Annotated in this window: 25 protein-coding genes; 4 read left to right on the top strand and 21 right to left on the bottom strand. The window is 56.4% G+C overall.

The genetic code is table 11. The features are described from left to right. The first annotated feature begins 30 nt into the window (after positions 1-30). A complete protein-coding gene (locus L0664_RS04040) occupies positions 31-1,407 on the top strand; it encodes an FAD-binding oxidoreductase (RefSeq protein ID WP_235224338.1) in 1,377 nt (458 codons plus the stop codon). 142 nt (positions 1,408-1,549) lie between these two features. Here L0664_RS04040 and recN read toward each other — a convergent pair whose 3' ends face one another. The 14 genes from recN to ftsW all read right to left on the bottom strand — a co-directional run bounded on the left by recN (position 1,550) and on the right by ftsW (position 15,908). After that, on the bottom strand, positions 1,550-3,199 hold the full coding sequence (recN, locus tag L0664_RS04035; RefSeq protein ID WP_235224337.1) for a DNA repair protein RecN: 1,650 nt from the start codon (positions 3,197-3,199) through the stop codon (positions 1,550-1,552). A gap of 7 nt (positions 3,200-3,206) precedes the next feature. Then, on the bottom strand, positions 3,207-4,061 hold the full coding sequence (locus L0664_RS04030) for an outer membrane protein assembly factor BamD (RefSeq protein ID WP_235224336.1): 855 nt from the start codon (positions 4,059-4,061) through the stop codon (positions 3,207-3,209). Between the two features lie 123 nt (positions 4,062-4,184). After that, complete coding sequence (lpxC, locus tag L0664_RS04025) at positions 4,185-5,105, bottom strand: UDP-3-O-acyl-N-acetylglucosamine deacetylase (protein WP_235224335.1); 921 nt, start codon at positions 5,103-5,105, stop codon at positions 4,185-4,187. Between the two features lie 224 nt (positions 5,106-5,329). Further along, positions 5,330-6,895, bottom strand: a complete 1,566-nt coding sequence (ftsZ, locus tag L0664_RS04020) for a cell division protein FtsZ (RefSeq protein ID WP_235224334.1) — start codon at positions 6,893-6,895, stop codon at positions 5,330-5,332. Positions 6,896-7,095: 200 nt separating this feature from the next. After that, a complete protein-coding gene (ftsA, locus tag L0664_RS04015) occupies positions 7,096-8,430 on the bottom strand; it encodes a cell division protein FtsA (protein WP_235224333.1) in 1,335 nt (444 codons plus the stop codon). A 14-nt stretch (positions 8,431-8,444) separates the two neighbouring features. Next, complete coding sequence (locus L0664_RS04010) at positions 8,445-9,323, bottom strand: cell division protein FtsQ/DivIB (protein WP_235224332.1); 879 nt, start codon at positions 9,321-9,323, stop codon at positions 8,445-8,447. After that, positions 9,311-10,186 (bottom strand): D-alanine--D-alanine ligase, encoded by an 876-nt coding sequence (locus tag L0664_RS04005; RefSeq protein WP_235224892.1) that lies wholly within the window; start codon positions 10,184-10,186, stop codon positions 9,311-9,313. Before L0664_RS04005 ends, L0664_RS04010 begins: the two co-directional genes overlap by 13 nt. A gap of 135 nt (positions 10,187-10,321) precedes the next feature. Then, positions 10,322-11,257, bottom strand: coding sequence for a UDP-N-acetylmuramate dehydrogenase (gene murB / locus L0664_RS04000; protein ID WP_235224331.1), 936 nt, complete (start codon positions 11,255-11,257; stop codon positions 10,322-10,324). Positions 11,258-11,348: 91 nt separating this feature from the next. Continuing rightward, the gene (locus L0664_RS03995; protein ID WP_235224330.1) at positions 11,349-11,600 is read right to left on the bottom strand and encodes a DUF2484 family protein; all 252 of its coding nucleotides are present in this window, start codon (positions 11,598-11,600) and stop codon (positions 11,349-11,351) included. Continuing rightward, a complete protein-coding gene (locus tag L0664_RS03990) occupies positions 11,597-11,851 on the bottom strand; it encodes a DUF2484 family protein (RefSeq protein WP_235224329.1) in 255 nt (84 codons plus the stop codon). Before L0664_RS03990 ends, L0664_RS03995 begins: the two co-directional genes overlap by 4 nt. A gap of 130 nt (positions 11,852-11,981) precedes the next feature. Beyond that, positions 11,982-12,209 carry a hypothetical protein gene (locus L0664_RS03985; protein WP_235224328.1) on the bottom strand — a complete coding sequence of 76 codons (228 nt, stop codon included), beginning with the start codon at positions 12,207-12,209 and terminating at the stop codon, positions 11,982-11,984. Next, positions 12,206-13,603 carry a UDP-N-acetylmuramate--L-alanine ligase gene (gene murC, locus L0664_RS03980; protein ID WP_235224327.1) on the bottom strand — a complete coding sequence of 466 codons (1,398 nt, stop codon included), beginning with the start codon at positions 13,601-13,603 and terminating at the stop codon, positions 12,206-12,208. The genes L0664_RS03985 and murC overlap by 4 nt, the downstream gene beginning before the upstream one ends. Positions 13,604-13,653: 50 nt before the next feature. Then, on the bottom strand, positions 13,654-14,742 hold the full coding sequence (gene murG / locus L0664_RS03975; protein ID WP_235224326.1) for an undecaprenyldiphospho-muramoylpentapeptide beta-N-acetylglucosaminyltransferase: 1,089 nt from the start codon (positions 14,740-14,742) through the stop codon (positions 13,654-13,656). After that, positions 14,742-15,908: a putative lipid II flippase FtsW gene (gene ftsW, locus L0664_RS03970; protein ID WP_235224325.1), complete on the bottom strand. Its 1,167-nt coding sequence runs from the start codon at positions 15,906-15,908 to the stop codon at positions 14,742-14,744. The genes murG and ftsW overlap by 1 nt, the downstream gene beginning before the upstream one ends. A gap of 142 nt (positions 15,909-16,050) precedes the next feature. Here ftsW and L0664_RS03965 point away from each other — a divergent pair, with 142 nt between their 5' ends. Then, positions 16,051-17,232, top strand: coding sequence for a BaiN/RdsA family NAD(P)/FAD-dependent oxidoreductase (locus L0664_RS03965; protein ID WP_235224324.1), 1,182 nt, complete (start codon positions 16,051-16,053; stop codon positions 17,230-17,232). Positions 17,233-17,427: 195 nt separating this feature from the next. Here the strand turns inward: L0664_RS03965 and L0664_RS03960 are convergent, their stop codons facing one another. After that, positions 17,428-18,297 carry a LysR substrate-binding domain-containing protein gene (locus L0664_RS03960; protein WP_235224323.1) on the bottom strand — a complete coding sequence of 290 codons (870 nt, stop codon included), beginning with the start codon at positions 18,295-18,297 and terminating at the stop codon, positions 17,428-17,430. A gap of 92 nt (positions 18,298-18,389) precedes the next feature. Between L0664_RS03960 and L0664_RS03955 the strand changes: the two genes are divergently transcribed. After that, positions 18,390-19,619, top strand: a complete 1,230-nt coding sequence (locus L0664_RS03955) for an MFS transporter (protein WP_235224322.1) — start codon at positions 18,390-18,392, stop codon at positions 19,617-19,619. 570 nt (positions 19,620-20,189) lie between these two features. Here the strand turns inward: L0664_RS03955 and L0664_RS03950 are convergent. From L0664_RS03950 to L0664_RS03935, 4 genes are all read right to left on the bottom strand, one after another. After that, the gene (locus L0664_RS03950) at positions 20,190-20,933 is read right to left on the bottom strand and encodes an SDR family NAD(P)-dependent oxidoreductase (protein WP_235224321.1); all 744 of its coding nucleotides are present in this window, start codon (positions 20,931-20,933) and stop codon (positions 20,190-20,192) included. A 76-nt stretch (positions 20,934-21,009) separates the two neighbouring features. Beyond that, on the bottom strand, positions 21,010-22,320 hold the full coding sequence (locus L0664_RS03945; protein WP_235224320.1) for a TRAP transporter large permease: 1,311 nt from the start codon (positions 22,318-22,320) through the stop codon (positions 21,010-21,012). After that, positions 22,317-22,811: a TRAP transporter small permease gene (locus L0664_RS03940; RefSeq protein WP_235224319.1), complete on the bottom strand. Its 495-nt coding sequence runs from the start codon at positions 22,809-22,811 to the stop codon at positions 22,317-22,319. Before L0664_RS03940 ends, L0664_RS03945 begins: the two co-directional genes overlap by 4 nt. A 94-nt stretch (positions 22,812-22,905) precedes the next feature. After that, positions 22,906-23,898 (bottom strand): TRAP transporter substrate-binding protein, encoded by a 993-nt coding sequence (locus L0664_RS03935; RefSeq protein ID WP_235224318.1) that lies wholly within the window; start codon positions 23,896-23,898, stop codon positions 22,906-22,908. Between the two features lie 251 nt (positions 23,899-24,149). On the opposite strand from L0664_RS03935, the gene L0664_RS03930 reads away from it, so the two are divergent. Further along, positions 24,150-24,830 carry a GntR family transcriptional regulator gene (locus tag L0664_RS03930; protein WP_235224317.1) on the top strand — a complete coding sequence of 227 codons (681 nt, stop codon included), beginning with the start codon at positions 24,150-24,152 and terminating at the stop codon, positions 24,828-24,830. Between the two features lie 374 nt (positions 24,831-25,204). Here the strand turns inward: L0664_RS03930 and L0664_RS03925 are convergent, their stop codons facing one another. After that, complete coding sequence (locus L0664_RS03925; protein ID WP_235224316.1) at positions 25,205-25,504, bottom strand: hypothetical protein; 300 nt, start codon at positions 25,502-25,504, stop codon at positions 25,205-25,207. 149 nt (positions 25,505-25,653) lie between these two features. Then, positions 25,654-26,310, bottom strand: a complete 657-nt coding sequence (locus tag L0664_RS03920) for a CHRD domain-containing protein (protein ID WP_235224315.1) — start codon at positions 26,308-26,310, stop codon at positions 25,654-25,656. Positions 26,311-26,357 lie beyond the last annotated feature (47 nt).

Raw genomic sequence — 26,357 nt, 5'->3', positions numbered from 1 at the left:
ACCTAGCATCAATTCAACGGAGCCTTGATCATGTCAATCGACGCCGCGCTACGCGCACTCACACCACTGTTAGGCGATCGTTTGTCTGTGTCCAAGTCCGATTTGTTGGCCCACGGCCAGTCAGAAACCCACTTTGACGTAATCCCACCAGACGGCGTGGTATATCCGCGTTCTGCCCAAGACGTCAGCGACATCGTAAAAATCTGTTCCCAGCACCGCTGCCCTATCATCGGGTACGGTGCGGGCACGTCATTGGAAGGGCACACATTGGCCATTCAAGGTGGCATCGCCATGGATTTTCGCGACATGGCGAACGTCGTTAAGATCAACGACGAAGACATGACCGTTCGCGTCGGTCCGGGCATCACCCGCGAAGCGTTGAATCAAGAATTGCGCGCCACTGGCCTGTTCTTTCCCGTGGATCCGGGGGCCAATGCATCCATTGGCGGCATGGCATCGACGCGGGCAAGTGGCACAACTGCGGTACGGTACGGCACCATGCGCGACAACGTCATCGGGCTTGAAGTTGTGATGGCGGACGGGCGGATCGTGCGCACAGGAACCGGTGCGCGCAAATCCAGCGCGGGCTATGACCTCACGGCGCTCTTGGTCGGGTCCGAAGGCACATTGGGGCTGATCACCGAACTGACCTTGAAACTGCAAGGCCAACCAGAAGGCATCGCCGCCGCCACCTGTGCGTTCGACACAATCGATGCGGCGGTCGAAGCTGTGACAAGCACGATCGCGATGGGCATTCCCATGGCGCGGATCGAATTTCTTGATGCGGCGTCTGTTGCGGCCGTGAATGCCCATTCAAAGGCCGACTTTCCCGAAACCCCGCATCTGATGGTGGAATTTCATGGATCGCAAACCGGCGTTGCGGAACAGGCAGAACGGTTCGGCGAAATCGCACATGACAGTGGCGGGTCCGCGTTTGATTGGGCGACCAACGCCGAAGACCGCACGCGCCTTTGGCAGATGCGTCATCACGCCTATTGGGCCATCCTTGCATCACGCCCGGGGTCGAGCGCGATTGTGACGGATGTTTGCGTGCCGATCTCGAACCTCGCGCAGGCGGTGCGTGATACCCAAGATGATATTGAGGCATCGGGCCTTCCGGCCCCGATCCTAGGCCATGTGGGGGACGGCAACTTTCACGCGATCCTGTTGATCGACCCGAACAGTGCCGACGAAAAACGTATCGCCAAAGAATTGTCCGAACGCATGGCGCAGCGCGCCCTATCCATGGGTGGCACGATCACTGGCGAACATGGTGTGGGAATGGGGAAACTCGGGTATATGTCATCTGAACACGGCGCAGGGTGGGACGTGATGGGGCAAATCAAACGCGCCCTTGATCCGCACAACATCCTGAATCCCGGCAAGGTGGTACAGGTGAACGGATAAGCCAGACGGTATCAGCGTTCTAGCGCAGCGACAGGTATCGAGCGTTGAATATTCCTGGACTAGCCTTGTCTTTTTCCAACAAAAATCATGATCTGGAACGTCTTTGGATGTCCGAATTTGCACATACCCAATCTTAACTCGACTAGGCAGTTAACAGTGTTTTGGCTGCCGCGCGGGCTTCATCGGTGATCCGGTCCCCGCTGATCATCCTCGCAATCTCATCAATGCGGTCAACATCCGACAAACCGATCACAGTCGACAGTGTGGCATCTTTGGTTTGGCGTTTTTCAACACGCCAATGATGGTCACCAAGGGCCGCGACTTGCGGGCTATGTGTCACCACCAAGACCTGCCCACCGCGGGCAAGCTGCGACAAACGCCGCCCCACCGCATCAGCTGTCGCACCGCCGACGCCGCGGTCAATCTCATCAAATATCAGGGTGAGCCCCGAATCCGTTCCCGTAAGGCAGACCTTAAGCGCAAGCAAAAAGCGGCTGAGTTCACCCCCCGACGCAATTTTGCCAATGGGCCCAGCCGGCGCACCAGGATTTGTCGCAACGGTGAAAGCAACCGTATCGATACCTTCGGGTCCAGCCTCTGCCAGTGTAATTTCTGTTTGAAATACAGCGCGTTCCATCTTTAGGGGCGCAAGTTCTTTGGCCATCGCCTTATCCAGCTTACCAGCCGCCGCACGCCGCGCATCGCTGAGCGCGCCCGCCACTTCATCATATGTTTTTTGCGCAAGCGCGAGATCCGCATTCAAATCTGCCAAATCAGACGCGCCACGATCCAGTGCGCCAAGGCGTTCGCGCAAACCATCGGCAAACGGGCCCAGTTCATCCGCGAGGATATTGTGTTTGCGCGCAAGACCGCGAATGGCGAACAGGCGTTCTTCGACATGTTCAAGCTCGTGGGGGTTAAACGCCAGCGTATCAACGCAGGCTTCGACCCCGGCTTGTGCATCACTCAGCTCCGCCATGGCACGATCGAGGGCGGCCAAAGGCGCGTCCAGCGTGCCCTCTGCCTGGTCCGCGGCGTCAGACAGCCACCGCGCAGCATCGCTTAGATTTCCTTCGGCACCGTTGAGGCCAAGTGCCTGATAGGCCTTGGAAATATCTTCGCCTATCTTCTCGGACGCTTGCATTTTGCGACGTGATTTATCCAATTCGGCATCTTCACCAGCGGTGGGCGATAGCGCATCCAGCTCCGCCACAGAATGACGCAGAAATTCTTCTTCGGCTTGCAGTTCGGCGACGCGCGCAATCGCGATTTTCAATGCTTTCTTGGCCGCGCTCAGATCTTTCCATGCGCTGCGCACTTTGCTTTGCTTTGCAGACAGCCCGCCAAAATCATCGACCAGAACGCGGTGCCCATTCGGGTTCAGCAGTCCGCGATCATCATGTTGCCCATGAAGTTCAACAAGGGTTTCAGACACCGCACGCAGGATTTCACCACTGACACGGCGATCATTGATCCATGCGGTTTTACGCCCGTCGCGGCTGTTGATGCGGCGCAAAATGAGCGCGTCATCATAGGTGAATCCGGCTTCACGCAGCACGTCCCACGCGCCGTGATCTTCGGCCAAATCAAACTCTGCAATCACCTCACCCTGATCAGCGCCTTGCCGGACCAATTCAGCACGCCCGCGCCAGCCCAAAACAAAACCAAGTGAATCCAACAAGATAGACTTACCCGCGCCGGTTTCACCTGTCAGCACGTTTAGGCCCGGTTGGAACCCGAGTTCCAGCCGGTCGATGATCAACATGTCTCGGATATCAAGGCTGCGAAGCATGCCTAGCCTAGAGCCATTCGCCGCGTACCATCTGGCGGTAAATGGCTGACAACCAGTTATCACCGAGGGATCGCGGCTCAAGCCCCTGCCCCGTCAGCAAAGCAAAGCTGTCTTCGTACCATTCCGTCGATTGGTAGTTATACCCAAGGATCGCACCCGCAGTCTGTGCCTCTTCAATCAAGCCAAGGGACAAGTACGCCTCAACCAAACGATGCAGGGCTTCGGGGGTGTGCGATGTGGTTTGGAAATCCTCAACCACGATGCGAAAGCGATTAATCGACGCCGCAAAATGATCGCGCTTGAGGTAATAGCGCCCGATTTCCATTTCCTTCGCCGCCAGGTGATCAAAGGCGAGGTCAAATTTCAGCACGGAAGACCGCGCGTATTCACTATCAGGATAGCGTTCAATCACCACCCGCAACGCTTGAAGCGCTTGGAATGTCAGACCCTGGTCGCGGCCCACTTCGTCTATCTGGTCATAATAGGACAAGGCGAGCAAATACTGGGCATAAGCCGCATCTTCATCGACGGGGTAGAAATCAATATAGCGCTGCGCAGCGGCGCGGGAATTGGGGTAGTCCTGATCGCGATGATAGGAAAACGCCTGCATGATCAGCGCGCGTTTGGCCCATTCGGAATAGGGGTACAGCCGTTCGATTTCGCCGAAATAGAAAGCCGCATCATCGGCTTGACCTGTTTCGAGCTCATATTCCCCACGCTCAAAGATTTCTTGTGCTGAATAGGCGTCCAACGCCCCGGCGGCCCTGCTGTCAAAGGTATTACACCCCGACAAAAGCACAAGCGCCACGGCACTTGTGGCCAGACCGGCCTTAAGTTTTGTAATCCTGCTGCGGCCCGACATTTAGGCGCTCCCGCTCACGTTTATTGTCCGAAAACTATTCGATTAACATTGGTCTAGCACAGAAATTTAGGGTGCAAAACGCCTTTTGCACAGTTCGGTTCACGATTGATGGAACGGAATTGTTTAGGCTGCTACGGGCAGGTCAGACCAGCGCAGACCCACACCGGGAAGGCGCGCCGCGATATCGCTGTCAACATCGCGCCAACCCCATGCATCAGGGTCTTCGAACAGCGCGCAAAGCAGTGCGTTGGTCACAGCGTGCCCTGCCTTGGAACCGGTGTAACGGCCAAGGATCGGCGCGCCGGCTGTGTACAAATCACCCAATGCGTCCAACATCTTATGGCGCACGGCCTCGTCTTTATGGCGCAAACCACCGGGGCTCAGGATTTCTGCACCGTCAACAACAACTGCATTTTCCAGCGTTCCACCAAGGGCGAGGCCCTGGGCGCGCATCGCATCCACGTCAGAGCTGCGGCAGAATGTACGGCTGTTGCAAAGTTCACGCACGAACGCGCCGTTGGACATGTTTAATGTCTTTTGCTGACGACCGATTGCACGATCTTCAAAATCAATCTCGAAGCGGATGTGCAATGTGTTTGCAGGATCAAGACGCGCAGTCGCGCCGCCAACTGTCACCGACACGGGCTTGCGCACTTCGATCACGCGCAAGGGCGTGGACAAACGGCGAATACCTGCGCGCAGGAAACCTTCGACAAATTGGGCCGCCGACCCGTCAAGGATTGGAACTTCCGGCCCCGTCACTTCGATCAGTGCGTTGTGCAGACCACACCCTGCGAGCGCCGCCATAATATGTTCAATCGTAGACACCGAGGTTCCGGCCGCGTTTTCGATCCGGGTGTTCAACGGGGACACAATAACGCGGTGCCATAACGCAGGCACATCAGCAACGGCAGCAGCAACATCCATGCGGCGAAACACGATGCCCGTGTCGGCAGGTGCCGGACGCACAACGACAGACACATCTTCGCCAAGGTGCAAGCCCTTGCCTTCAAATGCTACAGTGGTGTCGAGAGTCGTTTGCACTGGTCAGTTCCTCAAATTCGTTGAGAAAGACCTAAGAGGTGCAGGGCAAACCCTCAACACACAGTTTGCAACGGTCTGAAACATGTCTGTCATAAACGGGCGCAAAACTGCCAGTCCCTTCGCTGCAGTGCGGCAAGATCATGTTATTAAACGAAAAAGGGCTGCCCTAAAGCAGCCCCTTCCCATAAATTGTGACCCTACGTCAGACCAATTTCAGCGTGAAATTAGTTGGCTTGGCGGCGCAAGAAAGCGGGGATTTCGATCCGCTCTTGGTCTGCATCTGCCTCGGACGCGGGTGCTGCCTCTTCACGCAGAGTCGCAACAGGTGGCTGCGGGCGTTCTTTGGCTTGGCCGTCCGGCTGACCTGTCATGCGGCTGATAAGGGAATTCAATCCGCCCATGCGCGGCTTGGCGGCTTCTTCGCTTTCCATCGGCTCAGCGGCGGGTGCTGCAGGGGCCGCACTGCGCGATGCTGCGGTGCGCAAACGGTCAAGCGTCTCTTGGCTTGGCGTTCCAACGGCTGGGCGCTGGGGTGCAACAAATGCATCTGTTGGCGCTTCAATCTCGGGCTCGGCGCGTGGCTGATACGCCGCTGGTGGCAGATCGGATTCGGCGGCAGCAGCAGCGGCTGGTGCGTCGAATGTCGGTTCTGCGGCACGTGCGCCGTCAAACAAAGATGGCTCCGGTGCGGCTTCGACTTCTGCAACAGCGGCAACTTCTGCGGGTGCAGGTGCTGGCGCTTCTTGCTGAATTTCAGCTGCAACTTGCTGTGTCAGTGGCGCTGCCATTGGGCGGCGCGGAACTGGCATATCATTGGTCTTAGCAACCGCATCAATACCTGTGGCCACAACAGACACGCGCATTTTGCCTTCCATGCCAGTGTCCAGCGTGGAACCGACGATGATGTTTGCTTCCGGGTCGACCTTTTCGCGGATTTTGTTGGCCGCTTCGTCGAGTTCGAACAACGTCAGGTCGTAGCCACCTGTGATGTTGATCAGAACGCCGCGTGCGCCTTCCAAGCTGATTTCGTCCAGCAATGGGTTTGCGATGGCTTTTTCTGCCGCCTGAACAGCACGATCCTGGCCTTCGGCCTCGCCTGTGCCCATCATGGCTTTGCCCATTTCGTCCATGACGGCGCGAACGTCAGCAAAGTCGAGGTTGATCAAACCGGGACGAACCATAAGGTCTGTCACGCCCTTAACGCCTTGATACAGAACGTCGTCTGCAAGGCTGAAGGCTTCGGTGAAGGTTGTGTTTTCATTCGCCAAACGGAACAGGTTCTGGTTTGGAATAATGATCAGTGTGTCGACGACCTTCTGAAGCGCTTCGATGCCGTCATCGGCCTGCTTCATGCGCTTGCCGCCTTCAAACTGGAACGGCTTGGTTACAACGCCGACAGTCAAAACGCCAAGTTCACGGGCCGCTTGTGCGATGATCGGGGCCGCACCAGTACCGGTGCCGCCGCCCATGCCAGCCGTGATGAAGCACATATGTGCGCCAGCAAGGTGATCGACGATTTGTTCGATTGATTCTTCGGCTGCGGCGGCGCCCACTGTGGCCCGCGCACCAGCACCCAAACCTTCGGTGACTTTAACACCCATCTGGATTTTCGCATCTGAGCGGGACTGTTGAAGCGCTTGCGCGTCCGTGTTTGCAACAACGAATTCAACACCTTCCAGCTCTTGCTCGATCATGTTGTTCACGGCGTTACCGCCTGCGCCGCCAACACCGAATACGGTGATGCGTGGCTTCAGTTCTTCCTGCCCGGGCATGGAGAGGTTCAATGTCATGTGCTGTCCGCCTGTCTTTGTTAGGCCCGTCCCACCGAGCGTTCTTGTCAGAATCTTTACAGGACCTTAACGGTCTCGGCCCCATGGGTCACGCTTAAAGTGCCAAAAAACCGCAAAATGTGGCCCTCTCTGCGTCGTTTTCCGCCGTATATGGGGGTATCGGCGAAATATTGCGTACGGGTCGGTAAGGACCGACCGTGTCACCAGTTCTCCCTGAACCAACGAACCGCCCGTTTGAACGATCGGGCCGGGTATTTCTCGGCGGGAATATCGAAATCCCACCATTCGTCTTGCGGGTGTGCTGCAAACAGACTGAGCCCCACCGCAGCCGAAAACGCCGAACCTGTGGCAGCCTGTGGAAGCCCCTGAACACGCAAAGGCCGCCCGAGGCGCACCTGCTGGCCGAGGATTTTGCTTGCCAATCCATCAAGGCCCGGAATCTGGCTGCCACCGCCTGTCAGCACGATTTGCTGGCTGGGCAGATGCTCGAACCCGGCTGCATCAAGACGCACGCGCACTTCTTCAAGGATTTCCTCAACACGTGGGCGCATAATCCCGATCAATTCAGCGCGGCTCACGGTGCGGCGGTCGCGCTCCCAATCGCCTGTGTCCGCCCCGACTTCGATCATTTCGCGATCATCCATGCCGGTGGCAAGGACGCCGCCGTAGAATGTCTTGATCCGTTCGGCCATCGCGGGGGCAACCTGCAAGCCCATCGAAATATCGGATGTCACGTGATCCCCGCCCATGCGGACACAGTCGGAATAAATCATGTGTTTGCGCATGAAGATCGAGATGCCAGTGGACCCGCCACCCATGTCGATACAGGCCGCACCCAGTTCTTGTTCGTCCTCAACCAGCGACGAAATGCCAGCGGCGTAGGCCGAAGACGCAATGCCCGCCAATTCAAGATCGCAGCGTTTGATGCAGTACAGCAGGTTTTCAATCACGCTGTCTTCGACGGTCATCAGGTGCATATCTGTGGTCAGTTTCGATCCGATCTGCCCACGCGGATCGGCCAAACCAGAGCGGTGATCCAGCGCGAAATTGATCGGTTGCGCATGCAAGACTTCGCGGCCTTCGCCAATATCGGGCACTTCGCATTCCGCCAGAACACGGCCGATATCGCCCTCGGACACCGTTTGACCCATCACATCAACCTGACCGTCCAGTCCGTAGGATCGTGGACGCCCGCCAGAAAGACATGCAATCACATGATCCACTCGCACGTTTGCCATCTTTTGTGCGGCCTGCACGGCCGTGCGAATGGCGCGCTCTGTTTCGGCCATGGCGTCAACTTCGCCAAAGCGAACACCGCGCGAACGGGTTGTTGCGGCGCCAATCACGCGAAAACTGGATTGCCCTGCCATGGATCCGACACCATCGCTGTCCCCAAACTGTTCCGGCCCGTCAAAGCGCAACACGAGGCACGCAATTTTTGACGACCCCACATCCAGAATGGCCACAACGCCGCGCTGCATCGCCGCTTGGCGCATGTTACGCATTGCGCGTTGGGACTGGTATAGATCTCTCATAAAATCACCTGTTCTTATTCTGAGGCAGCGTTAATTTCGCGCAGGTTTGTGACGGCTTGTTCGTTCAATCGGATGGTCGGGCGGGCCGGATGACGCATGTCAACGACAGCCACATCACGTTCCAAAAGGTCCTGGGCCTGGTTCATGGCGACGACGCGTTCGAACGCGGGCACGGGATCGGTATTGGGCAACAGCACGCGCTGGCCGCTATCAAGGATCACATCCCAACGACGTTCACCCATGCGCACCACGCCGCGCATACGTGGCGCAAGCGGGCCCGCGACGCGGTAAATTTCAAGCCCCTCGGCCAAGGCTTCGCGGGCACCATCGCCGGTGATCAGTGGCAAATCAGACCGGTCGGCGCGCGCGATTATGTTCTGGATCAGCACACCGTCCGCATCGATCAGCTTTAGCCCTGTGGGTGCGCGAAACATTGCGACAGGAACGCGCTGGGTGACATTGACTTGCAAAATCCCACCGGGGCGCACGCGCAACCGCGCATCTGCTACAGCCGGCAACGCCGCAACCGTCTGGCGCATGTCTTCGAGATCAAGGTCAAAACTGGATAGCGGAAATTCAATTGGCAGCACCGTGCGAATGTCGGCGGCCAATGTATCATCCGCGCCATCCACAGCCATCACTTTGACCATGAATTCATCGCGCTGCTGGATTTGGGATTTCATGTCTGCATAGGCATCCGCAACCATCTGGCGGTTCGCCTCACGTGCGCCCCACCCTGCAATCAAACCACCGATGACCAAGACAGGAACACCAACCCGCAGCATCCGGCGGAACCCCGGCGTCAGCATGAGACGTTGGTATCGATAGCCCCATCTTGACGGCGCGGGATCGCGCTTTGGTTGGGGCGGGCGTGTTGCTTTTAGCGATCGCATGACGCGTCCTCCACCATCCACGTCATCAACGCGGGGAAATCGATGCCGCAATGGGCGGCCTGTTCGGGGGCAAGCGACGTGGGCGTCATCCCCGGTTGTGTGTTTGTCTCAAGCAGGATGAGCCCGTCGATGCCGCGGCTTTCATCCCAGCGGTAATCTGTGCGGCTCATGCCGCGGCATCCAAGTGCCGCGTGGGCGCGCACGGCGTAGTCCATGCATGCGTGGAAAATGTCTTGCGGAATGTCCGCAGGGATCACGTGGCGCGATCCGCCTTCTTGGTATTTCGCGGCGTAGTCATACCAGCCGTCGGTGATGATATCCGTCACCGTCAGGGGTTTGTCGCCCATCACCGCAGTCGTCAGTTCCCGACCCGGTGCATAGGTTTCGACCATCATCAGATCAGGCATGTCATCGGAAATCTTTGGCGGAGTGTCGCCCTTCATCACAAGATAAATGCCAACGCTGGACCCTTCGTTGAACGGTTTGACCACATAGGGTGGCACCATGACGTGGGCGGCCTCAATCTGGGATTTGGTGGCTAACACACTGTCCACAAATGGCAAACCATGGGCGCGGTAGACGTCTTTGGTTTTCTGTTTGTCCATCGCCATGGCAGACGACAGAACACCGGAATGGGTATAGGGAATACGCAGCCATTCAAGCAGACCCTGCACAACACCATCTTCGCACCAACGCCCGTGCAATCCGTTAAATACAACGTCCGGTTGGATTTCTTTCAGGCGTGCGGGCAGGTCAGTGCCCGCGTCAACCTCAACCACGTCAAAGCCCGCGACCCGCAAAGCGTTCGCGCATTCCTTGCCTGAACTGAGGGAAACCTCGCGTTCAGCAGAAGGTCCGCCCATCAGGACGGCTATGGTTTTGGGTGTCCTGCTCGACACTTATCCGCCTTTTCGCAAGCCTTGTTGGCCTGTCTTTGACTATTTTTACCGTCTTCATTGTGCGCCCCTGCCTGTGGGGCTGTGATCCGTTGAAGGGGATCAATCTGTCGGGGTCGGTTCGCCAACCCTCATAATTTCCCATTCTAGCGTTAGACCACTGGTTTCGTAAACCTTTTTCCGCACGTCTTCGCCCAATCCCTCTAAATCCGCCGCTGTGGCACCGCCTGCGTTGGTCAGGAAATTGGAATGCATGGTGTTCATGACCGCGCCGCCACGCTTCGCACCGCGCATTCCAGCATCATCGATGACCTTCCAGGCCTTCAAATCATGGCGATCGTCGGCTTTGCCCGTGCTGGAAAACCCCGCCGGATTGCGAAACGTGCTGCCTGCGGTGCGATCCTTGGTGGGCTGGGTTTCGTCGCGTTTGGCAAGCTGCGCGGCCATGCGATCTTCAAGCACCTGCGCATCCTCGCCCGGCGCCGCCAATGTGGCCGATACAATCACCGCCCCCTCCGGCAGGGTTGAGGACCGATATTGAAGATCAAGGTCCGTGGCGGGCACCGTTCGTACCGTCCCGTCGCGCAAGATCACGCGCACGTCTTGCAAGACATCCGCCATATAATCGCCGTAGCACCCAGCATTCATGCGAACCGCCCCACCGATAGACCCGGGAATCGTGCGCAAAAACGTCAGGTTCAGCCCCTGCGCCGCCGCCTTGCGCGCCACATGCATATCCAACGCGGCCGCCCCTGCGGTGACGGTATCCCCGTCAATTTCAATGCTGTTGAACCCACGCCCAAGACGGATCACAACGCCGCGCACGCCGCCATCACGCACGATCAGGTTAGACCCGACCCCCATGGCAAACACCGGCACATCCGCAGGCAATGCGGCCAAAAACGTGCTCAAATCATCCGCATCGGCGGGCTGAAACAGCATATCAGCAGGTCCGCCGACGCGCAGCCACGTCAAGTCAGACAAATCACGGTTGGGCGTCAAGACGCCGCGTACGTCGGGAAAATCAGTCAACATCATGGGGCCCTCCTAACGCGACATACCAGCGATGCCAAGTTCCTGCGCGTCTTGTGTGCCCAGTACGGTCGTCGACGCACCCAAGACCAGTGGCCTATCCTGTACGTCCGACCACGCGGCGCATCCAACGGCCCAGATAGATGACAGGCCAGCGCAAAATGCTCGCCCCCGCAATCAGGAACACCATCCCCAAAAGCGGCCCGTTCACGTAGGTAATATAGCCCAACAACGGCACACCCAACGCAATCAATCCGTAGGCACGCGCCCAATGGTTGTCGCGACTTGGAAGCAGCGCCAGAACGTTGGCAGCAATCAGCCATGCACATCCCAATCCGATTGGAATCATTTCGGAACCTCCGGTTGATGACCACGGGCGCGCGCGTAGAAATACTTCAGCGGGTTTCGGAACATCGAAACAAATGCAGCCAAGGCGGCCACGCCCCACCCCCATCCGAAATCAGACCCGAGCCATAAGATCAGCAACGGCGCGAGGATCAGCAGTGTAATGCCCGGAACATATTGGTAACGCATGGGCAACAGCGCTGTGCCTGTCGCCGCAAACACCCAAATCGCGGCTGTAATCACAGACCAGCTCACGCCGTCACCCCCGTCTTTGTGTCATAATTATTTTGGGGAACCGTGCGTTGTGGCGACATAGGTTCAAGCCCAATGGACGGCGGCGCGAGCGCCGCGCCCTGTCGGATTTGCACAGTAGATTTATGCGCCATCACATCAGTCCCCCAAGAACCATGCGCCGGATCGGGCGCGCAAACATCAAACCGCCCCCCATCGCACCCAGCGCCAGCGTCGCTTCGCCCGGGTTATGCTGCATGTGGATTAACAACATTCCAACAAACGCGAGGCTGAACGCCCAAAGAAGACGCCGCAGCCATCTGATCATCGGCAAAACCGACACGATCACAATTGCGCCAAGGATGACCCATTCGTACGTCACGCCTTGAGCATTTCCGGCAGCGCGTTCGCCCAGCCTGAAATCGATCCGGCCCCCAAACAAACGACCATATCGCCGGGCTTTGCCTGTTCTTTGATCAAACGCACCAGATCAGCCTCATCCGTGATGGCGCGCGCGTGGCGGTGGCCGGCGCGGATCATGCCTGCGACAAGATCATCGCGGGTTGCGCCTTCAATCACGTCTTCGCCCGCAGCAAATACTTCGGTGATCGCGGCGACATCTGCGTCGTTGAAACACGCGCAAAAATCATCGAAATGGTGATGCAGGCGTGTATAGCGGTGGGGTTGATGCACCGCGATGATACGTCCTTCGCTGGATTGACGAGCGGCTTTCAACACGGCTGAAATTTCGGTCGGGTGGTGGCCGTAGTCATCAATGATTGTCACACCATCAATTTCACCGACACGGGTAAAGCGGCGCCCCACCCCTTTGAATGCGGCCAATGCTGCGCGGATTTCTTCGCGCTTCATGCCCAGATGGCGGGCCACGGCCACAGCGGACAATGCGTTTGACACGTTGTGATCGCCGGGCATCGGCAGCGCGCAATCCTCGATCACCATATCTTCGGCCTGAAGCGCGATATCGAAATGCGCGACGCCTTTTTTGTAGGTCAGATTGGTTGCCCGCACATCGGCCTGCGCGTTGAAGCCATAGGTCACGACACGGCGATCAGTGATTTTACCCACCAAGGCCTGAACATCGGAATCGTCGGTGCAGCACACAGCCAATCCGTAAAACGGAATGTTGGACACAAAATCATAAAACCCGCGATGCAGGTTTTCCTCGGTGCCCCAGTGTTCCATGTGTTCGGGGTCAATATTGGTGACAATCGCGATCGTGGCGGGAAGACGGTTGAAGGTGCCGTCGCTTTCGTCCGCCTCGACCACCATCCATTCGCCATCGCCAACCCGCGCGTTGGATCCATAGGCATGAATGATGCCGCCGTTGACGACTGTGGGGTTAAACGCGCCCTCTTCCAACAACGCCGCGACCATGGTCGTTGTCGTCGTCTTACCGTGGGTGCCCGCAACCGCAATATTGGATTTCAGCCGCATCAATTCGGCCAGCATTTCAGCGCGCCGCACGATGGGCAGGCCCAGTTTGCGGGCCTCGTCCAGTTCAGGGTTGCCCGGTTTGATCGCGCTCGAAATCACTACGACCTCTGCGTCAGCGATATTTTCTGCGCGCTGGCCTTCGAACACAAACGCGCCCAGCTGTTTAAGGCGCTTGGTGATCGGTGTTTCGCGCAGATCAGACCCCTGCACCACATACCCATGGCTCAACAAAACCTCAGCAATGCCGGACATACCAATGCCGCCAATTCCCACGAAATGGATAGGGCCAACGTCGAGGGGGAGTTTGGTTGCTGCGTTCATCGATCTGCTTCCGTCCATTGCTGTTCACCATAGCGGCTGGGCTTAAGGGGTTAAGGTTTCGCCAAGTCTAGCGTTAGTTCTACAAGGGTTTGCGTGGCGTCAGGTTTGCCACAACCAAGTGCGGCCCGCGCCATTTGGGTCGCGCCGTTGGGATCGCCCAAAACGGTTGCGATCTGCTCTGACAGGCTTTCCACATGCAAATGGGATTCCGGCACCATGTTTGCGGCGCCCGCCTCAACCAGTTGTTTGGCGTTTGCCGTTTGTTCATCGCGCACCGCCATGGCCAAAGGCACTAGAATGGACGGGCGGCCAATCACGCTGAGGTCGGCAATCGTGCTCGCCCCGGCGCGGGTGATGACCAGTTGGCATTCAGACATGCGCGTCGGGACATCGTTAAAGAACGTCTGCACATCGGCGGGAATGCCTTCGTCCGCGTAATACTGCGCGACGCGTTCAAGGTCTTCCTCGCGGGCTTGGTGGCTGACGCGAATGTTGCGGCGAATTTCTGAGGGAAGCGCAGAAATCGCAGGGGGCACCACATCACTGAGAATGCGCGCGCCTTGGCTGCCACCCATCACCAAAATCGACATGGGGTAGTCGCCGGGCGCAATATATCCCGCCCCCGCACGTTCAAGGATGGAACTGCGCACGGGGTTGCCGACAGGTTTGCCGTCTATCCCAGCCGGAAGCTCGGTCGGCCATGTGCCGCAAGCCACCGTGTCAACGCGCTTGGAAAAAATCTGGTTCACACGGCCAAGAACGCCGTTTTGTTCGTGGATCATGCGTGGCTTGCGCAACAACCATGCGGCCGACATCGCAGGTATGGCCGGATAGCCGCCAAAGCCCACAACGACCTGCGGTTTATCCCGCAACATTTTGAACACCGCCGACACCACACCGCCCGCAATCTTGAACGGCACAGTCAGTTTGGACACGATCCCGCCGCGCGCGAAGGTCGCTGATCCGACTTGTTCGATTTCAACGGCGTGCGGAAAGCCGCCTGTGTAGCGTGCACCGCGTGCGTCTGTGGACAGCTTGACCCGCCAGCCACGCGCCAGCATCGCCTCGGCCAGCGCTTGCGCGGGGAACATGTGCCCCCCTGTTCCGCCTGCTGCGATAATTAAAAGTGGATCAGCCATTACCGTCCCCGCCGCAGCAATATGTCACCAATTTGCCCTTGGGGCCGTGTGCGCGTGAACGCCAGCAACATGCCAACCGCAATACCTGATGCAATAACCGAAGACCCGCCGTAAGACACGAACGGCAACGTCATGCCCTTTGCAGGCAACAAACGCACAGCAACGCCCATGTTGATCATGGCCTGAACGCCGACAATGCACGCCAGTCCACACCCTGCGAGGCGAATGAACGGATCGCGTTCTTTCATCAGACGCATCAGGGACCGAACAACAATTGTCGCGTACAAACCGATGATCGCAAGGACACAGATCAACCCGTATTCCTCCGCCGCGACAGCAATAATGAAATCGGTATGCGCGTCAGGCAGGGACCATTTCACCTGCCCTTCGCCGACGCCGACGCCGAAAAATCCGCCCTCGCGGATGGCATTGGTGGCATAACCAAGCTGCGTCGTGGGATCGACGTCGGGGTTCAAAAACCCGTCAATGCGGCGCGCAAAGTGTTCGGAATTGGAATATGCAATGGTCCCGCCAAACACGACGATACCCGCAAGCCCAACCAACAAAAGGATCGGCGCGCCAGCCACAAAATACATCACACCCCAACCAAACAGGATCAATGCGGCCTGACCAAAATCGGGCTGCATCGCAAGCATCAGAACGATGACCACGGTTAGAACCAGCGAATATGTCTTGCCGGGTGGGCCACCGATTTCATGGGACGCCGCCATAAACCACGCGGCTACAACAATAAATCCGGGCTTTAGAAATTCAGACGGCTGAACAGAAGCAAAGCCTAGCGAATACCAGCGCGTTGCACCTTTGCCGAAGTCAGTGCCAAAAATGGGCAACCCCGCCAGCGCAATAAACGCAGCTATGAACCCCAACACAGCCAATCGGCGCACCAAGGTCGGCGACATCATCGACGTCACGAACAAAACACAGATCGCCAAAGATCCGAAAAACGCCTGCCGTTGGACATAGTGAAAGGGTTCAAACCCGTTCTTGGCGGCAAGGGGCGGCGACGCGGCCAGCCCAAGCAACAAACCAATACCGAACAGCGCGAGGATGCAGGACAACGTCCATTTATCCACCGTCCGCCACCAGCGTGGGAGAACCGGATCGCCCGATTGTACAGGGATCGCTCCATAGACCATTTCCGTCATGGGATATGCCTTACTGCCTCTAAACCGCCCGTTTTCCGGGTCTGACCTGCAGTGTAGCGGCAATTTCTTCATGATTCCAGTGAAATGACACGCGACATCTGGCCCCTTGCAAGGCCGCGCGTTTCGGGGCACCCCTCGGGTTATGCATGTGAACACATTGATCCTTGGCGCGGGCGCCGCTGGCTTACACTGCGCGGCCCATTCGGGTGGCGATACGCTGGTCATTGATCACGCAAAATCTGCGGGTGAAAAAATCCGCATTTCAGGCGGCGGGCGCTGTAATTTCACCAACACTGGCACGACGGCCGCCAATTTCATCAGCCAGAACCCGCATTTCGCGAAATCGGCATTGGCGCGCTACACCCAGTGGGATTTCATTGATCTTGTGGATCGCCACGGCATCGCGTGGCACGAAAAAACGCTGGGGCAGTTGTTTTGCGACACTAGCGCGAAAGACATCATCGCAATGTTGCTGGCCGAAATGGATGCGGTTGGCGCGCAGCTGTGGCTGAAGACCGAAATCGGCAATATCCGCCATGATGGCACACACTTCCATGTTGCCCTGAAACGCAACGGACAGGCCCAGATCGTCACGGCTGATCATCTTGTGGTCGCAACTGGCGGCAAATCGATCCCCAAGATGGGCGCGACGGGGCTGGCCTATGACATCGCGCGCCAATTCGGGTTGGCGATGACGGATACGCGCGCGGCACTGGTGCCGTTCACCTTTTCAGATGATAAATTCAAACCCCTTGCGGGCACCGCCGTCCCTGCCCGCATGACAACCACCGATGGCACCAGCTTTGATGAGGCTTTGTTGTTCACCCACCGCGGACTATCCGGCCCTGCGGTACTTCAATCTTCGAGCTACTGGCGCGAGGGCGAAGATGTGAGCATCACAATTGCCCCGGACTTTGATATCGACGCCGCGCTCAAATCCCACCGTGACACGGACGCGCGCAAGGCACTGACAACCATTCTGTCCAACCACATCCCTGCCCGCCTGATCGAATTTCTAGCGACCGAGGTTGAGCTGTCAGGAAACATGGCCGATCTTTCGGACGCGCGCATCACCGAAGTGACCCACGCATTGCGCAACTGGACCCTGAAACCATCCGGCACCGAAGGCTATCGCACCGCCGAGGTCACATTAGGTGGCGTAGACACCAACGATCTGTCGTCAAAAACGATGGAGGCCAAGGGCCAAAGCGGTCTGTATTTCATCGGCGAAGCCGTAGACGTCACCGGCTGGTTGGGCGGGTACAATTTTCAATGGGCGTGGTCATCGGGCTATGCCGCTGGAACCGCGATTGCATCGGGCTGACAGGACCTGCGGGACTTTGCCAAGGTCTGCTTTGAGCCCAAAGTGCTTGACGCTGCGAGTTGCACGAATGCCCGCTATCACAAGAGCGCTCATAAACCTTCGACAACAGCTTCGTTTCGAATGGGGTCCTTAGCGCGTCAATTGATGTGGATTGAACATGTGCATAAACGGAATATCAGTTGCGCGATTTTTCGATCAACCCAAGTCTTTTTTGAGCCACATAACCAATTTGGAAACGGAAGGTTTTTCCCGTACTTCGTCCAGCGCTACCGCGTAATAAGCAAACTTTGTTGGCCATGCCGTGTCGATCGCTCGGATCAACTGGCCCGCAGCAATGCCCTCATTCACGAACACATCCTTGAGTAAAGCCAATCCCTGACCCTCGATGGCCGCTTTGACCGTCAAAAAATCATTGCCATATTGCATTCCGTATTTGGCGTCTTTCGCATCGACGCCATGTGCCTCAAACCAGATCGACCAGTCTTGACCCGTACAATCGGGCAGCAACTTATAGTGCAGACTGTCGGCAGGCGTGTTCAAAAGCCCATGCTTTTCAAGCAATGAAGGACTGGCAACAAGCACCAACTCTGGTGAACACAGCCATTCTGATGTCAGCCCTGAATACTGGCCAAGCCCATGCCGGATCGCCAGATCAATCGGCTCTGATTTCAGATCGACAAGACGGTCTTCTGTCTCGACCGTTACGCTGATATTCGGATGCGCATCCGCGAACCGACCCAAGCTCGACACCAGCATCGAATGGGCGAATGTCGCAGAGGTGCTTACGCGAACAGTGCTGTTTTGCCCAATCAAGTGCGTTTCGTTGGCGGTTTCGATTGTCGAAAATGCCTTTCCAACATCAGATTGTAAGGCAAGGCCCGCCGGTGTCAGGGCGATCCCGTTTTTGCTGCGGGTGAACAGCCGCAATCCGTGACGTTCCTCGACGGCCCGTATGCGCTGACTGATCGCACCCGGGGTGACGCCCAATTCATGTGCAGCGTCCTGCATCGCGCCAGTACGTGCAACGACATGGAATGTATAAAGGTCTTGTATACGAAGCACCATAAATCACATTAGCTCAGCTAAAGTTATCTTACCAGTTTCTCGTTAGGCATTTTGTCCTGATCATGGCACGTCCGTCAGACAAGGAGACGCAAATGTCAGACGCCATCACCCCACCATACCGCCAAAACTGGACCGTCGTTGTCTTTGGGTTTCTGGCCCTGTCGCTTGCGTTTTCCAGCCGGGCCGCCCTTGGGCTAATCATGCCTGATTGGCAAACAGAGTTTGGTTGGTCCAGCAGTTACATATCAGGCGTGGGCGCTACTGCTCTTGTCGTCATGGCAATTGTTGCACCGTTCGCTGGACGTCTGGTAGATCGGCGCGGTTCACAGTTCACACTCAACCTTGGCATGGGTTTGCTGGGGATCGGCTGCGCAATCGTGGCGTTGATGAACACCAAGCTTATGTTTGTCGTGGGTTTTGCGGGGTTTTGCGCCGTCGGCTTTGGCATTGTTGCCACGCACGTGGTTGCAACTGCCGTGACCCGTAGTTTTTCCGCCAATCAAGGTCTTGCAACAGGTATCGGCACATCCGGCGCGACGGGTGGTCAGTTCCTGATCGTGCCAATGATCGCGGCGTTGCTGGCCTTTGCAAGTTGGCGCTGGAGTTTTGGGGCGCTGTCATTGGCAAGCTTGGCCTTGATCCCCTGCATTCGTATGAGCATGCGGGCAGATGTACCGTCAGAAAACATGGTTGAACCCGATGAAGCGCCGTCAAGCATGGTGCAGGACTTTACTGTGATCGTACGCCAACCTGCGTTTCACTTGCTGTTTTGGAGCTTTCTGATCTGTGGGTTCACCACAACCGGAGTGATTGAGACACACCTTCTGCCGTTCGCCTCATTTTGCGGGTTTCCACCTGTCCCCAGTGCCACAGCTTACGGCTTGCTCTCACTCGTCAACCTGATGGGGATGATTGGTGCGGGATGGCTGACGGACCGGGTGAACCGTCCGATGCTTTTGACAGCGATCTACATGTTGCGGGCGCTAACCTTTATCCTGCTCGGCAGTCTTCCTGGGACCTCTATCGAGATGTTGTTTTTGTTCGCCGTTCTCTTTGGAGCCGTGGACTATTCCACCGTGCCCGTGACAGCCAGCTTGGTAGCAAGCCATGTCGGGATCAAGATGATGGGGCTTGCTATGGGGCTGATCTCTGCGGGTCACGCATTGGGTGGGGCAATGGGCGCATTTGTCGGAGGATATATCTTCACCGCGACCGGAAACTACGATCTCGTTTGGACAGGCTCAATCTGGCTGGCTGTCGGAGCAGGTCTGCTGGCGTTGTTCCTAAAACCACAGCCAGCTAGCAAAATGTTGCCCTTGTGAAAAGCGATCGTTGGCGCAGCCGCCGCGAATGGCTCCTTTGTCCGCTTAGCTGACCTTCGAACGATCAAAATCATCGCAACCGCAACAAACGCCCGCTGAACACCCGCCTTTCCGTTTAGCTGTGCAGCCGCCAATGTCTGCTTTCGGGATCAGCCAAATGCCCGCGAAATTGCGCAGAAAGCCGGCGTGCAACGGTTCATCGCGATGCTGCGTGTGCCCCGCCATCAGAGGCATTCTTTGCGACCACGAACATTGTTTGGTTTCACGACAACAATGTCGTCGCACAGCGACGTTCTGCCAAACCACGCATACGACCAACGCGGTGGTATCCCCCATTAAGCAGGCGGCGTCTGATCACCGAGCAATACATGGCCATGATCGGAGCGCATCGCGCCCTCAAAGTCGGGGGGGGCCGATTTCTCTGCGGGATTGTTCTTCGATCAGAAACGCCCGCGGCTTCAAACCGAAACCCGACAACCATCAAATCAGAGTTATCTGATGGTACCTGCCCCGTCACATCCGCGGCTGTTGAAACGATTGAACATTCGGACACCGACACGTCCTTTGCCGCTACGAGAAAAGCATCCCACCGTTGAGATCAACATTGGTGCCAGTGATAAATGCACTGTCGCCGCATGCAAGGAACAGCACCAGATTGGCTGCGTCATCGACATGCCCCTGGCGTTTCAACGGCGCGTTTGCTTCGAACCCGCGCCGACCCGCATCTGGGGTGTGCACGTTGTGGAAATCAGTGTCGATCATACCCGGGCAAAGCGCATTGACGCGAATGTCCGGCCCCAGTTCTTTGGCCAAGCCGCGTGTCATCGTCATCACCGCACCTTTGGACGTCGCATAAGCCACCGCACCCGGGCCACCACCATCGCGCCCCGCCTGACTGGCGAGGTTCACGATCGCGCCGGATTTCATATGGGCCAGACAGGCCTTGGTCATCATGAACGTGCTTGTCAAATTCAGGGTCATGACAGCATTCCAATGCTCAAGCTCCATCTCGGCAATTTTCTTGCGTGCTATCAATCCACCTGCGTTGTTCACCAGCACATCAATGCTGCCAAACGCGTCCATTGTTTTGGCAATCAACGCATCCACATCGGCCTGATTGTTCAAATCACCCTGCACGGCAATCGCTTTGCCGCCCATGGCTTCGATCTCGGCAACGGCAACGTCCGCCCCTGTCGAGCTTGAGAAATAGTTGATCGCGACATTCGCACCCTCAGACGCAAGTTTGATCGCAACAGCGCGACCGATATCGCGCCCCCCACCCGTCACAATGGCCGTTTTACCTGCAAGTTTCATATCGATCCTTCCTGTCTGCAAAATCCATGTTTCGCGGTTGTTGTCATATGATTGGACGCCATGAAATGCGCCGAATTTATTGGAATGCCCCCGGCATCAGCAGTTTGGGAAGCCAGAGAATAATTTCAGGGAATGCGGCCAGCACGATCAGGATGACCAACATAGGCGCCAGAATGATGACGACTTCGCGCAGCACTTGCACCACGTTGAGCCCGCCAATCGCGGCAGATATCAACAGGCACAATCCATAAGGCGGGGTGACCAACCCGAACGCCAGTGACACGATGCCGATGATGGCAAATGCAATCGGATCAACGCCGCCCGCTTGCGCCACTGGCATCAGAACGGTGCCAAGGATGATGATTGTCGGGATCGCATCGATGAACAATCCAAAGATCAAAAACAGCGCCGCGATGATAAGGGCGGTTCCAAAGGGCCCGAATTCCCACGCGGTCAGGATGCTGACGATCAGGCGCGGGACGTTGTAAAATGACAAAAGCCAACCGAATGCCGATGCCGTGCCAATGGCAAACAGTGAAATGGCGGCGAAACGGGCTGTGTCATACAAGATGTGGCTAAGATCCTTAGGCGTCACTGTTTTGTAGACAAACATACCAAGGATCAGGGCATACCCGGCGGCTATAATCGCGCTTTCGGTCGGGGTCACAAGGCCGCCGACGATGCCACCAATCACGAACACGGGTGTCAAAAGCGCAAGCGCTGCGCCTTTCCAGGCGGCCCAAAATTCACTCCAGTTGGGGCTTGCCGTGACGGGGTAGTTGCGCACCTTGGCGAACCCGTAAACCGTGGCCATCAGGGCAAAACCGATCATCACGCCGGGAATGGCGCCGCCCAAGAACAGTGCGCCGACCGACACCTGCATCACGCCGCCCCAAACGATCATCAGGATTGATGGTGGAATAATCACGCCCATAACAGACGAACAGGCGGTGATGGCGACGGCAAAGCGGGTGTCGTAGCCTTCTTTTTCCATCGCGGGAATCAGGATTTTGCCGATGCCCGCCGCGTCCGCTGTGGACGATCCGGAAATCCCTGCAAACAACATGGACACGGCGACGTTCACATGGCCAAGCCCGCCGGGCATCCAGCCTGTCAGCACGCGCGCCAGTTCGATCAACCGATCCGTGACCTTGCCCGAATTCATCAGGTTGGCGGCCAAAAGAAAGAACGGCACGGCCAGCAGAATGAACGAATTATAAGATTGAAACATCCGGTCCAGAACGATGAACGGCGTTAGGCGCAATTCAAGCAGAACGACAGGAATCGTCGCAAGACCAAGGGCAAATGCCACAGGAATGCGGATAAAGATAAGCACCATAAACGCAACGATAAGCATGGTGCCAGCGGTGGCTGTATCAAGGATCATGTGAGTGCGCCCTTACGGCCAAGGTATTTCGATATGTCTTGTGACAAGCGGTAGCCAGACAACAACAGCCAAAGCCCTCCCGCGATTGGCACCGAAATGTGGGTGATCATCAGATTGGCGCGCATCATCACGGATCGCTGTTTGCCGCCAAATTCAGCGTATTCAATACCGTAGTACAAAAACAAAGCGCCAAAGATCATGATGGCAAGGTGCACGATGCCGTTTTGCACCAGCACCAAGAACGGGGATTTGAAATCGCGGGTGATGCGCACGTCAAAATGCGTGCCATCCCAAACAGCAACGACAGACCCGATCATAACGATCCAGATAAACAGGAACGTTGCCAGTTCTTCGGTCCAAAGGAATGTGGGGATAATGCCAGTATAACGGGACAGCACCTGCATCGCGACGGGCACCGCCAATGCGCCCATCAACACGCCAAGCAGTATGCGCAAGCCCACGCAGAATTGATCAAGGTATTTTCCTAGCATGAGCAGCCCTAAATCGCAGTTAACGCGCGAAACCGCGCCAGACATTGTGTCAACGGGCGAAGCACATCACGCGCCCCGCCCGCCAACTGGGAGATTACATTCCGCGAACGCTTTCAAGAAGCTCTGTCGCGCCAAGTTCTGCGGCATACGCATCCTGAACCGGCTGCACCATCTCAAGCATCTGATCACGGCCCGCGAATTCGTGGATCACGATCTGGCCAGCGTCGGACATTTCCTGCAAGATTTCACCGTCTGCACCGCTTTCGAGGGCACGACCAAAGGCACCGGCTTCTGCGCCAGCTGTCATGATCGCAGCCTGAAGATCTGCGGGCAGTTCATCATAAATCGCAGCAGACATAACGATCGGGCGAACCGTGATCGTGTGCTGTGTCAGTGAAATATGCGGCGCAACTTCGTAGAACTTGAGATTCTGGATAGATGCCGCTTCGTTTTCAAAGCCGGCGATCACGCCCGTTTGGATCGCATTGTAAACTTCGTTGTATGCGATTGCAGCAGGTGCAGCACCCACGGCATCAAACGTCAGGGCCTGAATTGGCGCACCCATGACACGCATGCGGTGATCGGCCAGTTCTTCCATACTTGTGATCGGTTCGGCGGACACAAGGTTGCGCACACCGCCACCATGGTAGCCAACAATCACAATGCCTGCCGCTTCGCGCAGATCATCCTCAAGGGGGGCAAAGGCATCAGATGCCAGAACCGCATTCCAGTGATCCAGATCACGGAACAAGAACGGCATGTCCATCAGCGGGATGCTTTCGGAAAACACAGCCATGTTGGACGGCGCAAGGATCGTATAATCCACAGCCACACCTTGGTTCAGGTATGTCACGTAGTCGGATTCAACACCAAGCTCACCGTTCAGGCGCAGATCAAATGCGACATCGCCGTCGTAGTTTTCAGCCACAAGGCGTTCAAACTCGCGCAGTGTTTTGGTGAACGAGTGGTCCTCGTCAAACATGCTTGCGCCGCGCAATGTGACTGCATGTCCATCCGCAAACGCTGTTGACACGGTGCCCAGCAAAACAGCCGTCGCGGCCATGGTTTTAATTGAATAATTGAACATTCTATCCTCCCAGATCAGGTTCAAATCGTCATTTTGATTGGCTTCACGCGGTCAAACACCGCCTCAGCACATGGCGGCAACTCAACACGTAAACTTGGATACTAGTCAACAGCAAACTCGCCCCCTGCGCTCTTGAATCTTAAAAATCAATGAAAACAACTGTATATTGCCATCTAGTATCCAAGATTAAAATGTCATTACATGTCTACGTCTGCAAATCTGCGACCCAAACAGAAATTGGAATCTGAAAAATGGCGGAATTGGGAACTCTGGAACGTACCACGGGCAGTGATGTTATTTTTGATAAACTCTTTGACCAGATCATACGGTTGGACCTGCTTCCCGGGACCAAGATTTCTGAAACCGAAATCGCCAAGACATTCGGCTATTCGCGCCAACCGGTCCGCGAGGCGTTTATGAGACTGGCCAATCTCAACCTTTTGTTGATACGGCCACAACGCGCAACGGTCGTCCGCCCATTTTCGCGCAAACTCATTGCGAATGCGCGTTTTGTGCGGGCCGCCATCGAGCTTGAGATCGTGCGCGCCGCAGCGCGGGACCGCGACAAAACGTTAGACGGGGCGCTTAAAACCAACCTTCGCAAACAAGCAGATGCCATCGCTGCCGAAGACGCTGGTCAATTTCACGATCTTGATTACGAATTTCACAGGCTTCTTTGCGCCTGCGCAAAGCAGTCTTTCGCCTTTGCGATCATTGCAGAAAACAAAGCGCAAGTTGACCGTCTTTGTATGCTGGCCCTTACCAACAAGGACGCCATGGGGGTCCTGTACAAAGATCATGAACTCCTTCTCGAGGCCTTGTTTGGACAAAACGAAGAGGCCGCAGTTGCCGTTCTGCGTCGCCATCTTGATCGGCTGACCCCGACAATCGCGGCCATCTACACCACGCATCAAGCATACTTTGACGAATAAGGCTCTTGTAAGAGCCTGCTGTTTTTAGCTCTGGTCACGTTGACCGCCCTCTCGCACCTTTACATCGCGTGGTTTGGAATCTGCGCATAAACCAGTCGCGGCCCACTGATATTTGACACCTGCCCTGTCGAATTGTGTGACCCCGCACTGAAATTGGCCGCGAACCAAGGAGTTTTCCGGCAATGGGGTTGATCTGGTCGTTGATGATCCGCGATCGTGTTAGGCAACGACGGATCGCTCTGTGCTTTTTAGGGTTTGTTTTCAGTACGGGCATCGCCCGACTCTATACAACCGGGATTGTTTCAGATGCGCGCATCCGGTTTGGCTATGATTGTGTCGGCATTTATCTGCAAGACGGCGCGGAATGAATTCGATTAACCGCGGCAAAATGTCCGTTCGACCAAGTCTTGCACCGCATTCGCACGGCAGCTTTCCACCCCGCGCGCGCAACCCATGTAGGCAATCAATTGAATGTCAGCTGGCGCTAAGGGCGTGATGATCTTTCGCACACGTGGCAAACGTCTGATTTCCACCCTGATGCGAATTGCTACGATTTCAGCATAAGAAAAGCCGCCATTTGCCACACCGACGATAAGGTCGGCTTCGTTCCGCATTGCGGATTTTCGAACGATCAAAACCTTCGCAACCGCAGCGAACGACAGGTTCGAGGCCATTTTGCCAGATCTCTGCGGTGCGGCCAAAGTCAGGAAATCTTCCTTCCTTATTTTGAGTGAGTTTTTGTGTGCTAGGACAAGCCGCATTCAGCGATCCCAAGTCAGTGCCGACTGGTTAATGGTGGCGCAGATCGTTCTCTACGTGCGGGTCATTCAACCGGATACAACTGCCCTCGAATATCTCCGAAGTATGTTTGACCCGACGTATGAAGGTTGAAGTACAATTCCCGCTCATAGGCGATGTGTGCGAGGCCAGCGACGGTCACGACTTTGTCGGTGGGGACTGCCAACGTGATGGGGCATCCTGCGACAAAAGCTGCGACAACGCCGTGGCCATGTTCTGAGGCCGCAACAATGTCTTCATTGGTGATTTCCAACGATGCTTCGCCATCCGCGAACAATTCAGTCAGATCATTTTCGAGGCCGAAATCAACAATGATGGGCCCTAACTGGCCCGGGCGACCGCAATGTATGTGGAACATCACGATGTCTTCCGGATTGACGCCTTCGATCGCGATATGCGCATAGGCGGTGCTGAGATCGCGCGAGAAAGCCAAGGTCGCGTGGCCGCGTGATGGACGTTCGTTTCGATCAACAGAGGGTGTGGTGGATTTGAAGGCGTCGGGAACCAAACGCGGTGTATCCTGTTCTTCACCACCCTCTTGGTGCGGCGACATCCATGTTTCAAAGATCGGTCCTATTTGTGCGCCCGTACTTGGATCAAGGGGGATCCCGCTTACTGGCGGCACCTCTTGGGCGGTGGCGACACCTGCTGCAAGAAGAAAAGGTAAAAGAAAAACGCGCATATTACTCTCCGATTCGTTGTGTTCGGATAAGCTTTAGCCTATTGGGT

This window comes from Octadecabacter dasysiphoniae, assembly GCF_021532615.1.
Lineage (GTDB): Bacteria > Pseudomonadota > Alphaproteobacteria > Rhodobacterales > Rhodobacteraceae > Octadecabacter > Octadecabacter dasysiphoniae.
Note: the sequence above shows the minus strand (reverse complement) of the source record. Positions and strands in the feature narration are given on the sequence as shown.

What these genes read in the sequence shown, in the direction of transcription:
- L0664_RS04040 (WP_235224338.1), top strand. Translation starts at nt 31, where the DNA reads ATGTCAATCGACGCCGCGCTACGCGCACTCACACCACTGTTAGGCGAT.
- recN (WP_235224337.1), bottom strand. Translation starts at nt 3,199, where the DNA reads ATGCTTCGCAGCCTTGATATCCGAGACATGTTGATCATCGACCGGCTG.
- L0664_RS04030 (WP_235224336.1), bottom strand. Translation starts at nt 4,061, where the DNA reads ATGTCGGGCCGCAGCAGGATTACAAAACTTAAGGCCGGTCTGGCCACA.
- ftsZ (WP_235224334.1), bottom strand. Translation starts at nt 6,895, where the DNA reads ATGACATTGAACCTCTCCATGCCCGGGCAGGAAGAACTGAAGCCACGC.
- ftsA (WP_235224333.1), bottom strand. Translation starts at nt 8,430, where the DNA reads ATGAGAGATCTATACCAGTCCCAACGCGCAATGCGTAACATGCGCCAA.
- L0664_RS04010 (WP_235224332.1), bottom strand. Translation starts at nt 9,323, where the DNA reads ATGCGATCGCTAAAAGCAACACGCCCGCCCCAACCAAAGCGCGATCCC.
- L0664_RS04005 (WP_235224892.1), bottom strand. Translation starts at nt 10,186, where the DNA reads ATGGGCGGACCTTCTGCTGAACGCGAGGTTTCCCTCAGTTCAGGCAAG.
- murB (WP_235224331.1), bottom strand. Translation starts at nt 11,257, where the DNA reads ATGATGTTGACTGATTTTCCCGACGTACGCGGCGTCTTGACGCCCAAC.
- L0664_RS03995 (WP_235224330.1), bottom strand. Translation starts at nt 11,600, where the DNA reads ATGATTCCAATCGGATTGGGATGTGCATGGCTGATTGCTGCCAACGTT.
- murC (WP_235224327.1), bottom strand. Translation starts at nt 13,603, where the DNA reads ATGAACGCAGCAACCAAACTCCCCCTCGACGTTGGCCCTATCCATTTC.
- murG (WP_235224326.1), bottom strand. Translation starts at nt 14,742, where the DNA reads ATGGCTGATCCACTTTTAATTATCGCAGCAGGCGGAACAGGGGGGCAC.
- ftsW (WP_235224325.1), bottom strand. Translation starts at nt 15,908, where the DNA reads ATGACGGAAATGGTCTATGGAGCGATCCCTGTACAATCGGGCGATCCG.
- L0664_RS03965 (WP_235224324.1), top strand. Translation starts at nt 16,051, where the DNA reads ATGCATGTGAACACATTGATCCTTGGCGCGGGCGCCGCTGGCTTACAC.
- L0664_RS03960 (WP_235224323.1), bottom strand. Translation starts at nt 18,297, where the DNA reads ATGGTGCTTCGTATACAAGACCTTTATACATTCCATGTCGTTGCACGT.
- L0664_RS03955 (WP_235224322.1), top strand. Translation starts at nt 18,390, where the DNA reads ATGTCAGACGCCATCACCCCACCATACCGCCAAAACTGGACCGTCGTT.
- L0664_RS03950 (WP_235224321.1), bottom strand. Translation starts at nt 20,933, where the DNA reads ATGAAACTTGCAGGTAAAACGGCCATTGTGACGGGTGGGGGGCGCGAT.
- L0664_RS03945 (WP_235224320.1), bottom strand. Translation starts at nt 22,320, where the DNA reads ATGATCCTTGATACAGCCACCGCTGGCACCATGCTTATCGTTGCGTTT.
- L0664_RS03940 (WP_235224319.1), bottom strand. Translation starts at nt 22,811, where the DNA reads ATGCTAGGAAAATACCTTGATCAATTCTGCGTGGGCTTGCGCATACTG.
- L0664_RS03935 (WP_235224318.1), bottom strand. Translation starts at nt 23,898, where the DNA reads ATGTTCAATTATTCAATTAAAACCATGGCCGCGACGGCTGTTTTGCTG.
- L0664_RS03930 (WP_235224317.1), top strand. Translation starts at nt 24,150, where the DNA reads ATGGCGGAATTGGGAACTCTGGAACGTACCACGGGCAGTGATGTTATT.
- L0664_RS03925 (WP_235224316.1), bottom strand. Translation starts at nt 25,504, where the DNA reads ATGGCCTCGAACCTGTCGTTCGCTGCGGTTGCGAAGGTTTTGATCGTT.
- L0664_RS03920 (WP_235224315.1), bottom strand. Translation starts at nt 26,310, where the DNA reads ATGCGCGTTTTTCTTTTACCTTTTCTTCTTGCAGCAGGTGTCGCCACC.